General features: G+C 55.5%; 7 protein-coding genes and 4 tRNA genes. 1 reads left to right on the top strand and 10 read right to left on the bottom strand.

Features of this window, described 5'->3' with window-relative positions; translation table 11 throughout:
• Positions 1-95: 95 nt before the first annotated feature.
• The 10 genes from B3M52_RS19125 to B3M52_RS19080 form a co-directional block, all read right to left on the bottom strand.
• Positions 96-1,949, bottom strand: a complete 1,854-nt coding sequence (locus B3M52_RS19125) for a SurA N-terminal domain-containing protein (protein ID WP_075196074.1) — start codon at positions 1,947-1,949, stop codon at positions 96-98.
• A gap of 173 nt (positions 1,950-2,122) precedes the next feature.
• Positions 2,123-2,395: an HU family DNA-binding protein gene (locus B3M52_RS19120; RefSeq protein WP_036205867.1), complete on the bottom strand. Its 273-nt coding sequence runs from the start codon at positions 2,393-2,395 to the stop codon at positions 2,123-2,125.
• 238 nt (positions 2,396-2,633) lie between these two features.
• Positions 2,634-5,051, bottom strand: a complete 2,418-nt coding sequence (gene lon / locus B3M52_RS19115; protein WP_286750026.1) for an endopeptidase La — start codon at positions 5,049-5,051, stop codon at positions 2,634-2,636.
• 160 nt (positions 5,052-5,211) lie between these two features.
• Positions 5,212-6,495 (bottom strand): ATP-dependent Clp protease ATP-binding subunit ClpX, encoded by a 1,284-nt coding sequence (gene clpX, locus B3M52_RS19110; RefSeq protein ID WP_007154039.1) that lies wholly within the window; start codon positions 6,493-6,495, stop codon positions 5,212-5,214.
• A gap of 77 nt (positions 6,496-6,572) precedes the next feature.
• Positions 6,573-7,208 carry an ATP-dependent Clp endopeptidase proteolytic subunit ClpP gene (gene clpP / locus B3M52_RS19105; protein ID WP_036205091.1) on the bottom strand — a complete coding sequence of 212 codons (636 nt, stop codon included), beginning with the start codon at positions 7,206-7,208 and terminating at the stop codon, positions 6,573-6,575.
• A gap of 185 nt (positions 7,209-7,393) precedes the next feature.
• Positions 7,394-8,698 (bottom strand): trigger factor, encoded by a 1,305-nt coding sequence (tig, locus tag B3M52_RS19100; RefSeq protein WP_036205090.1) that lies wholly within the window; start codon positions 8,696-8,698, stop codon positions 7,394-7,396.
• 315 nt (positions 8,699-9,013) lie between these two features.
• Positions 9,014-9,098: transfer RNA gene (locus B3M52_RS19095), tRNA-Leu, on the bottom strand.
• A gap of 55 nt (positions 9,099-9,153) precedes the next feature.
• Positions 9,154-9,229: transfer RNA gene (locus tag B3M52_RS19090), tRNA-His, on the bottom strand.
• Between the two features lie 94 nt (positions 9,230-9,323).
• Positions 9,324-9,400, bottom strand: a tRNA-Arg gene (locus tag B3M52_RS19085).
• 50 nt (positions 9,401-9,450) lie between these two features.
• Positions 9,451-9,527, bottom strand: a tRNA-Pro gene (locus B3M52_RS19080).
• A gap of 164 nt (positions 9,528-9,691) precedes the next feature.
• Between B3M52_RS19080 and folD the strand changes: the two genes are divergently transcribed.
• A complete protein-coding gene (gene folD / locus B3M52_RS19075; protein ID WP_075196075.1) occupies positions 9,692-10,549 on the top strand; it encodes a bifunctional methylenetetrahydrofolate dehydrogenase/methenyltetrahydrofolate cyclohydrolase FolD in 858 nt (285 codons plus the stop codon).
• The last annotated feature ends 54 nt before the right edge of the window (positions 10,550-10,603 follow it).

The following is a 10,603-nucleotide window of genomic DNA, read 5'->3' as shown; positions in this document are numbered from 1 at the left end:
ACGCGCCATGCCTGGCGCACAACTAAAAAAGCCCGGGACGTTGCCCGGGCCTCTCGTGCAATGCAACAAGGCACCCGATACCGGGTGCCTTGTTGTTACGGCCGTTCTACTTCGGCGTTCTCTCTGAGGAACTGCTGATACGCCTGATACTCGCGCTGCCCCTCAAGCGATGCCAGGAAACCGCGAAGCTGCCGGAATTCACCACCATCCCGGTTCACGTCACCCTCGTTAACCGCATCGAGGGCCACGATGGTCGCGCTGTCACTGGACACCACCGAGCCGTAGACATTGTCTCCGTCACCAGGGCGTTGAAGTGAAAACACCTGGGACATGACAGCACCACCGAGCGATGGGTTGCTCCTGGGCTGATCCTCATAGGATTGCCACTCCTCAAGCCCCAGCTCTTCAATGTTCTTGCCGGATTCAAGGTCAGCGATGATCGCGTCAGCACGCTCTCTGAGCGCTTCACGAGTCTTCTGACTGGTCAGCGCCGCACGAATTTCATCGGCCACTTCTTCAAGCGGTTGCTGCTGTGCCTCCTGGTACTCACTGACCCGCGCCACAACGGACATATTATCGCCGACGTCAATCAGCTCGGTGTTAAAGCCTTCGGTCAATACATCCTCGGAAAACAACTGGCGGATCAGACCCGCGTGATCAAAGGGCGCTTCACCCCCGTTCCGGGTGATACCACTCTTTTCCCGCACTTCAAGACCCAGTTCTTCTGCTGGACCGGCCAGATCATCAGCCGCATAAGCCAGGTCAGCAAGCTCTGAGCGAACTTCGGCAAAACGCTCGGTGGCTTCACGCTGGGCAAGCTCACGGCGGAGTTGATCTTCCAATTCTGCCAATGGGGGTGCTTCGGTTTTCTGCACGTCCTCAAGCTTGATGAGATGAACACCGAAGCTGGTGGACACCGGATCGGATACTTCCCCTTCTTCAAGTGCAAACAGGGCTTCTTCAAAGGCCGGATCGTAGACACCACGCTCAGCAAAGCCCAGATCGCCCCCCTGCTCTGCGGAGACCGTATCCACGGAGAACTCTTCAGCCAGCGTTGCAAACGACTCACCGGCTGCCAGACGCTCCTGAATTGTCGCCATGGTCTCTTCAGCGTTCTCTCCATCCTCAATCAGGATGTGTGAGGCACGTCGTTCTTCGCGGGCCAGCTCAGAGGACCGCTGTTCATAATAGTCACGCAGTTGGTCATCACTGACATCGATGGTTTCGGCAAGTGCTGCCAGTGACAGAACGATGTAACTGGCATCCACGCTCTCAGGCAGCTTGAAGGCGTCCTGGTTCTCATCGTAGTACGCTTCCACATCGGCCTCGGTCACCTCCACCTGATCGCTCACAGCGTCTGCAGAAAGCGTCGTCACACGGAAGTCACGGGTCTGGTTCTGGATGCGCAGCAACTGGGCCACATTTTCATCCGTCACTACGCCACTCTGAGAGATACCGGCACGGATCTGGTTCACCACATACTGCTTGCGCATGGTTTCGCGAAACTCGGCAACGCCCATTCCCATATTCCTGACCGCAGAGACAAACCGGTCGCGGTTAAAGGTACCGTCTACCTGGAACTGGGGCATCTGGGTGATCAGGGAGTCAATATCGGCATCAGAGAGTTCCAGCCCCTGGTCTTCGGCGTTCAGGGTCATCACTTTCTGCTGGATCAGGGCATCGAGAACATCCTGACGAACCTGATCCTCATCCAGCAACGACGGATCCGGATTCTCCATCTCGGACAGGCGGCGTTGACTCTCAATCTGTACAACCCGGAGGAATTCCCTCTCGGTAATGTCTTCCCCATTGACCGTCGCCACTTCAGGCTCGCCGGAAAAACCACCGACAATCGCGTCCATTCCCCAGATAGAAAGTGAAACAATCAGAAGGCCAATGATGATTTTGGCAATGGTGCCCTGGGCATTTTCCCGAATATCTTGAAGCATGTCTCTCCCGGATCCCTGATCAAAGTCTGTGAGGGTCTCTTAACGTAAAAAGGCGCATTCTTTCAGGAATGCGCCTTGAATTCATCTGGAGCAGGCTGGCAGCGGTATCGCCACCGGGCCAACCGCTCCGACAATGACCGGGAATCCCGGACATTGCCAGATGAAAGAGTCCGTTACTTAACGGAGTCTTTCAGGGCCTTACCTGCCTTGAACCCAGGCACTTTGGAGGCCGGGATCTTGATCTCGGCACCCGTCTGCGGGTTACGGCCAGTACGAGCGGCACGCTCTTTAACAGAGAAAGTACCAAAACCAATCAGGGTTACCTGATCGCCTTTTTTAAGGGCACCGGTGATAGAGGTGGTCATGGCATCCAGAGCACGGCCAGCAGCGGCTTTGGAGATATCTGCGGATTCTGCAATTGCATCGATCAGTTCGGACTTGTTCACACTAAACCCCTTCGATTTCAGGTTGAAGATGTTATAGGTTGGTTTGTTGTTTCCTGGACGTTCCCGACTATCGCATAAGCGGTCAGAGAATTCCATTCTTCACTATTTTTATTCCTTTCGGTTACTAACCGGTGTTCGGAATAGGCATTAACTGCGCGGGAGCCCTTGATATTGGCTGCTTCACGGCGAAACAGTTATACCAATGGGCTCTCTCGCATGTCAACAATTCAACGCGGGTTTAATGTGTATTTCTGCGCTCTGCAGCGTCGCCGTCTTCGTCACGGGGCTTACCTGCACCCGGTTTCGAGGACGAATCTTCGGCGCGCGGTTCGGGCGGATAGGCCAGCGCAATGTCCAGAACCTCGTCAATCCATTTGACCGGACGGATCTCCAGTGATTCCTTGATGTTCTCCGGTATCTCTTTGAGATCACGAACATTTTCATCCGGGATAATCACCGTCTTGATGCCACCCCGGTGTGCCGCCAGAAGCTTTTCCTTGAGGCCGCCGATGGCCAGCACGCGGCCCCTCAGGGTGATCTCGCCGGTCATCGCCACATCGGCCCGAACCGGAATCTGGGTCAATGAAGAAACCAGTGCCGTGCACATGCCGATACCGGCGCTAGGACCATCTTTTGGCGTTGCGCCCTCAGGAACGTGAACGTGCAGATCGTGCTTTTCATGGAAATCGTCACTGATACCCAACCCCAGTGCGCGACTTCTGACCACTGTCAGGGCGGCCTGGATAGACTCCTGCATCACATCACCCAGGGAGCCGGTCTTGACCACCCGTCCCTTGCCTTTGGTCAACGCGCATTCGAGAGTCAGCAGCTCACCACCGACCTGGGTCCAGGCAAGGCCTGTTACCTGCCCGACCTGATTCTTCTCCTCGGCCAGGCCATACTTGAACTTCTTGACGCCGGAATAGTCCTCAAGCATCTCGGGCGAGAGCGTCACAGAGGCCTTGTCACCGCTTTCAACGTGATCCCGCACCACTTTGCGGCAGATCTTGGCGATCTCACGCTCAAGGCCGCGTACGCCGGCCTCACGGGTATAGTAGCGAATCAGGTCACGAAGCGTTTGCTCCGGCATGTCGAGTTCGTTCTTGCGCAGACCATTGGCCTTGACCTGCTTGGGCAGCAGATACTTAAGCGCAATGTTGACCTTCTCGTCCTCGGTGTACCCGGGAATACGAATAATCTCCATGCGGTCCAGCAGCGCCGGCGGAATGTCCATGGAGTTCGACGTGCACACGAACATCACGTCGGAGAGATCGTAATCGACCTCCAGGTAATGGTCGTTGAAGGTGTGGTTCTGTTCCGGGTCGAGCACTTCCAGCAACGCTGATGCCGGGTCGCCACGATGGTCCATGCCCATCTTGTCGATCTCGTCGAACAGGAACAATGGGTTCTTCACACCCACCTTGGACAGCTTCTGAAGCAACTTGCCGGGCAAGGCACCAATGTAGGTTTTGCGGTGGCCACGAATCTCCGCTTCATCACGGACGCCGCCCAACGCCATACGCGTGTACTTGCGATTGGTCGCGCGAGCGATCGATTGGCCAAGAGAGGTCTTGCCAACACCGGGAGGGCCTACCAGACAGAGAACCGGGCCCTTCACCTTTTTCACCCGGCTCTGAACCGCCAGATACTCCAGGATGCGCTTCTTCACTTCATCCAGGCCGTAGTGATCCTCGTCCAGGATGTCGCGGGCCTTCTCTATATCGTGACGAACACGGCTGCGTTTTTTCCAGGGAATGGCCAGCATCCAGTCGATGTAACCACGCACCACCGTTGCCTCTGCAGACATCGGTGACATCATCTTGAGCTTGTTCAGTTCCGCTTCGGTTTTCTTGCGGGCCTCTTCGGGCAGGCCGGCTTCCTCCAGCTTTTGCTCAAGCTCTTCAAAATCGTTGTTGCCCTCACCGAGGCTGCCCATCTCTTTCTGGATGGCTTTCATCTGCTCGTTGAGATAGTACTCCCGCTGGCTCCGCTCCATCTGTTTCTTGACGCGGCCGCGGATGCGTTTTTCAACTTCGATCAGGTCAATTTCGCCGTCCAGCTTGCCCAGCAGCAAGTCAACGCGCTGGCGAATCTCGAGGGCTTCAAGAAGCTCCTGCTTCTCGGGAATCTTCAGCTCCAGATGGGCTGCCATGGTATCTGCAAGGCGCTCAAGCTCATTGATGCCGGTCAGCGCATTGGAGACTTCCGAGGGCACCTTTCTGGAGAGCTTCACGTACTTCTCGAACTCGTCCATCAGGGTTTTGACCAGTACTTCCTCTTCCCTGGCTGGCAGCGAGTCCTCATCCATCAGCATGGCCGTACCGGCGAGATACTCGCCTTCAGCGATGCCGGTAACGGTTGCACGGGCGTTGCCCTCAACCAGGACCTTGACGGTGCCATCCGGCAACCTGAGCATTTGCAATACTGTGGCTACAGTACCCATGGCAAACACATCATCCGGGCCTGGTTCGTCCGTCGACGCATCTCTCTGAGCCACCAGCAGGATTTCCTTGTTGCCCTCCATGGCCGCTTCCAGTGCCTGTATGGACTTCTCTCGGCCCACAAACAGCGGCACCACCATGTGCGGGAACACCACCACATCTCTCAGCGGCAACAGCGGGTATTCTTGCACGGACTCTTCAGGTATCAGGGTCATAGAAAATCCTCTGACGATGTTTGATTCAGCATATCACCCTTCATTGGGGCGACAGCAAAAATTGCAATCTTTTTACGCGCCCAGGCACCATTTCCCGGCACGGTGCGGGCATAAAAAAAGGGCGTTTCCGCCCTTTTTTAAACGCCGACTGACCGGAGCATTAATCTTCCGGTACCGCCTTGGCGTGGTCGCTGCTCGCATAAATCTTGAAGGGCTCGGATTGGCCGCTGATGACGCTCTCGTCAATCACCACCTTGGAGACATCATGTTCAGACGGTATCTGATACATGGTGTCCAGCAATGTCGCCTCCATGATGGAACGAAGACCACGGGCGCCGGTTTTGCGCTCCATGGCTTTGCGAGCAACAGCCCGCAACGCGTCTTCACGAAAATCCAGTTCCACGCCTTCCATGTCAAACAACTTCTGGTACTGTTTGGTCAGAGCGTTCTTGGGCTCAGTCAGTATCTGGACAAGCGCCTCTTCATCCAGTTCCGTCAGAGTCGCCACCACCGGCAAACGACCGACGAACTCCGGGATCAGGCCATATTTGACCAAATCCTCGGTTTCGACATCCTTAATGATATCGCCCGTGTTCTTGGTGTCGTCCGGGCTCTTCACCAGCGCAGAGAAACCAATACTGCTGCGCTCTGAGCGCTCCTGAATCACCTTATCCAGGCCGGCAAAGGCGCCGCCGCAGATAAACAACATGTTACCAGTGTCCACCTGCAGGAATTCCTGCTGCGGGTGTTTGCGGCCGCCCTGGGGAGGAACGGACGCCACGGTGCCCTCAATCAGCTTGAGCAGGGCCTGCTGAACGCCCTCACCGGACACATCCCGGGTAATGGACGGGTTATCAGACTTGCGGGAAATCTTGTCAATTTCATCGATGTACACAATGCCCCGCTGGGCCTTGTCGACATCGTAGTCGCATTTCTGCAGAAGTTTCTGGATGATGTTCTCGACGTCTTCACCGACGTAGCCCGCCTCGGTCAACGTGGTTGCGTCGGCAATAGTGAAGGGAACATTCAGCATCCGAGCCAGCGTTTCGGCAAGCAGGGTCTTACCACTACCCGTCGGGCCGATCAGCAGGATATTACTCTTGCCAAGTTCTACCTCGGCCTTGCCCTCACCGTAGCGGAGGCGCTTGTAGTGGTTATAAACCGCTACAGACAGCACCACCTTGGCCCGGTCCTGGCCGATCACGTATTCATTCAGCGTGTCGCGGATTTCAGCGGGTGTCGGAAGACGATCACTGGCCTCTTCCTGTGCATTTTCCTGGATTTCCTCCCGGATAATATCGTTGCACAGATCGACGCACTCGTCGCAGATGAACACCGAGGGCCCTGCAATGAGCTTACGGACTTCATGCTGGCTCTTTCCACAAAACGAGCAGTACAGCAACTTGCCGTTATCGTCGCCCCTGCCGTTTCTTTCATCTGCCATTGAAATACCTCTGAGCTTGGTTTGCCGGCGCACTCACCTCAATACGCCGGCAGGGAATGTTGCGATTACCTTCAGTATTATTTATTCGGTACACGCTTATCAAGTATAGAATCAATCAGCCCGTAGTCCTTCGCCTGCTGAGGATCCATGAAATTATCACGGTCCGTATCCTTGGCGATGGTGTCCAGCTTCTGGCCGGTATGATGGGCCAGGATAGAATTCAGGGTGTGACGGATCTTCAGAATCTCACGTGTGTGGATCTCAATATCCGTAGCCTGCCCCTGGTAACCGCCTAACGGCTGATGAATCATAACCCGCGAATTCGGCAGACAGGCACGCTTGCCCTCTGCACCGCCCGCCAGCAGAAAAGCGCCCATGCTGGCAGCTTGACCCACGCACAGCGTGGCCACATCGGGCTTGATGAACTGCATGGTGTCATAGATAGACATACCCGCAGTAACGGAGCCACCCGGGCTGTTGATGTACAGATGAATGTCCTTGTCCGGGTTCTCGGACTCAAGGAACAGCAACTGAGCCACAATCAGGTTGGCCATATGGTCTTCAACCGGGCCCACCAGGAAGATTACCCGCTCCTTTAACAGACGGGAAAAGATGTCAAAAGAACGTTCGCCTCGTGCGGTCTGCTCGATAACGATTGGTACCAGGCCGGAATTGGTAACCATTGCGGGACCATCAATTGGTGTCTGCGTCATGATGCGCGTGAACTCCTTCTGGACAATGGAGTGGCGTTTTATCGCCACCGCTTATAAATCAGCTACGCCTCGTTTTTCTTATCGCTATTACTGTGCCAGCACCGGGCCAAGATGAAAACAGCCGGACGTACCGGCTGTTCTACTTCCCAGGCATGCAGGGCCAATCTGTAATAGCCCTGCCGTCTTTAGCGCTGCTGCTGACCGGCCTGGATAGCCTCTTCGTACTTCAGCTTCTTCTCCTTGACCTTGGCCTGGTCAAGAATCAGATCAACAACCGCATCTTCAAGAACAGATGACTCGATCTGCTGCTTCTGTTCAGGGCTGCTGTTGAAATGCGCCACAACCTCTTCAGGTTGTTCATACGTTGACGCAATTTCCTGGATCTTTTCATCCACTTTAGCAGGATCTGCCTTCAGGTCGTTCTGCTTGACGACTTCCTGGAACAGAAGGCCTGTTTTCACACGGCGACGGGCCTGCTCTTCGAAGATTTCCTTAGGCAGCTGCTGGAAGTCTACCTGGCCGCCGAACCGCTGTACCGCATCCTGGCGCAGGCGATCAATCTCCTGATCCACCAGGGCCGTGGGCACATCAAGCTCGGTGCTTTCCAGAAGCCCCTCAACCACGTCATTCTTAACCTTGTTGGAGACCGCCTGCTTGAGCTCACGCTCCATGTTCTTCTGCACTTCTTCACGGAACGTGGCTTCGTCTTCAGCGTCGATACCAAATTTCTTGAAGAATTCAGCATCCAGCTCCGGAAGCTGCGGCTCCTGAACCTCGTGAATCTTGATATCGAACTTAGCCGGCTTGCCCGCCAGCTCTTCGTTCTGGTAGTCCTCGGGGAAGGTCACTTCGATTTCAAGCTCTTCACCGGCCTTGCCGCCGACGATGCCCTTTTCGAAACCGGGAATCATCTGGCCTGAGCCAAGGGTCAGCTTGTGATTCTCGGCAGCACCACCCTCGAACTCTTCACCATCAACAGTGCCTTTAAAATCAATCAGCACCACATCCTTGTTCTTGGACTTACGCTTGACCGACTTCATGGTGGCCTGCTGGCGACGCAGGTTGTCGATCATGGTGTCAACGTCTTTATCGGCAATCTCAGCTTTCGGCTTCTCAACGGAGATCTTGCTGAAGTCACCCAGCTCCACTTCCGGCAGTACTTCGAAAATGGCGACGAACTCCAGGTCCTTGCCCTCTTCCATGGTTTTCGGCTCGAACTTCGGCCAACCCGCCGGGTTGATGTCCTGCTCCTGCAGCGCCTTGATGTAGTTGTCGCGCATAACCTCGCCGACAATCTCCTGACGGACACTGTCACCAAAACGACGCTTCACCACACGCATGGGCACCTTGCCCGGGCGGAAACCGTTCATCTTTACCGTGCGAGCGGTTTCCTGCAGGCGTTTCTGAACCGCCTGGTCGATTTCCTGGGCGGGCACACCGATTGTCATCCGACGTTCGATGTTGGAGGTCGTTTCAACAGACACTTGCATGGAAGATCCTCAAATTACAGGTTCGGTATGTGAATGAAAATAAAAGCTAAAATCGATTTCAGGACGAATTTCCTGAAAAGGACGCAAATTTAAAAGCGGGTAGTTTATCACGGTTTGCCGTGCCGAGAGAATCCACCTGTTACAGGCAGTTTCAGGGATTGCAACCTCACCGCTCTATCATCTTGAACGAGAGTTGGGGACTAAACTGTAAAAAGAAAGGGGGTTGCGTGCGCCAACGCCACGAGAATCCTTTTCCGTCCACTTTCTATAACCCATAAAAAAACCCCCTCAGAAATTCTGAGGGGGTTTTTGATTTGGTACCTCGGGAGGGACTTGAACCCCCACGCCTTGCGGCAACAGGACCTAAACCTATCGTGTCTACCAATTCCACCACCGAGGCAAAAAAATCGGAATTCTCAATCTAAAGGAGCTGCGCATCACTGTAAGCGGGAAAGTGGGGTGGACGAAGGGGTTCGAACCCTCGACCGCAGGAGTCACAATCCTGAGCTCTACCAACTGAGCTACGTCCACCACATCCAGACTACCGCCGGGCAGACCCCAACAGGTACTTCAGGTTAACTTTGCTGATTCGGTGTCTCCGGGACGGATCAAACCGTCTGCGGTATGGCGCGCCCGGCAGGACTCGAACCTGCGACCACCGGCTTAGAAGGCCGATGCTCTATCCAGCTGAGCTACGAGCGCATAAACCGTTCGCCCACCTGACTGTTCAATATCCTGGACTGGCCAGAAAGTGGTCGGGGTAGAGAGATTCGAACTCCCGACATCCTGCTCCCAAAGCAGGCGCGCTACCAGACTGCGCTATACCCCGTCTAAACTGAACAACAGATACCTCAGCAAAGTTGGCGCGCATATTACCGGCGCCGAACCGGTCCGTCAACACGCATTTGGGGTTTTCGCCCATCGATTGGCGACGGAGCCCAAGCATGAGACAATGCTGCGCCTTTATTTTCGCACAACCGACAAGACAAAGACATGAGCGCCAAACTGATCAACGGAAAAGATATCGCCGCCTCTGTGCGACAACAGGTTGCGGCAGGAACCGAGGCCCGTAAACAGCAGGGGCTTCGTGCGCCGGGGCTGGCTGTGGTGCTGGTGGGCAATGACCCGGCCTCGCACGTATACGTAGGCAACAAACGCAGGGCCTGTGACGAGGCGGGCATCATGTCGCTCTCCTACGACCTTCCGGAAGACACGTCACAGGAGGCCCTGGAGGCACTGGTTGACGAGCTCAACGAGAACCCTGACGTAGACGGCATCCTGGTGCAGCTTCCCCTGCCCGACCATATGGACCCAGACCCCATTCTGGTAAAGATCCGCCCTGACAAGGATGTGGACGGCTTCCACCCCTACAACATCGGCCGCCTGATGCAGCGCAAACCGGCCCTGAGACCCTGCACGCCCGCAGGCGTCATCACCCTGCTGGACAGCGTAGACACCCCTTACAAGGGCCAGCACGCGGTTATCGTCGGCGCATCCAACATCGTCGGCCGCCCGATGACCATGGAGCTGCTGCTCAAAGGCGCCACAGTCACAATATGCCACCGGTTTACCGACAATCTCGAGAAATTTGTGCGGGAAGCGGACATTCTGATTGCCGCGGTCGGAAAGCCAGGACTGATCAAGGGCGAGTGGGTCAAGCCCGGAGCAACGGTGATTGATGTGGGAATCAACCGGATGGAAGACGGCAAGCTGCGTGGCGATGTGGATTTCGCAGCGGCGTCGGAGCGGGCTGCTTACATCACCCCGGTTCCGGGAGGCGTAGGGCCGATGACTATTGCCACGCTACTACAGAACACGCTCTATGCAGCGAACGAGCTACACAAGGATTAATCTGGCCTCATAAAAAACCCCGCATTCGCGGGGTTTCAGATTGCTGACGAACCC

The sequence above is a fragment of the Marinobacter sp. UBA2688 genome (assembly GCF_002352785.1).
Lineage (GTDB): Bacteria > Pseudomonadota > Gammaproteobacteria > Pseudomonadales > Oleiphilaceae > Marinobacter > Marinobacter salarius.
This window is presented reverse-complemented; position numbering and strand designations above follow the sequence as displayed.

Bases quoted from the DNA above. Each gene is read 5' to 3' on its own strand.
- B3M52_RS19125 (WP_075196074.1), bottom strand. From the start codon at position 1,949: ATGCTTCAAGATATTCGGGAAAATGCCCAGGGCACCATTGCCAAAATC.
- clpP (WP_036205091.1), bottom strand. From the start codon at position 7,208: ATGACGCAGACACCAATTGATGGTCCCGCAATGGTTACCAATTCCGGC.
- tig (WP_036205090.1), bottom strand. From the start codon at position 8,698: ATGCAAGTGTCTGTTGAAACGACCTCCAACATCGAACGTCGGATGACA.
- folD (WP_075196075.1), top strand. From the start codon at position 9,692: ATGAGCGCCAAACTGATCAACGGAAAAGATATCGCCGCCTCTGTGCGA.
- clpX (WP_007154039.1), bottom strand. From the start codon at position 6,495: ATGGCAGATGAAAGAAACGGCAGGGGCGACGATAACGGCAAGTTGCTG.
- lon (WP_286750026.1), bottom strand. From the start codon at position 5,051: ATGACCCTGATACCTGAAGAGTCCGTGCAAGAATACCCGCTGTTGCCG.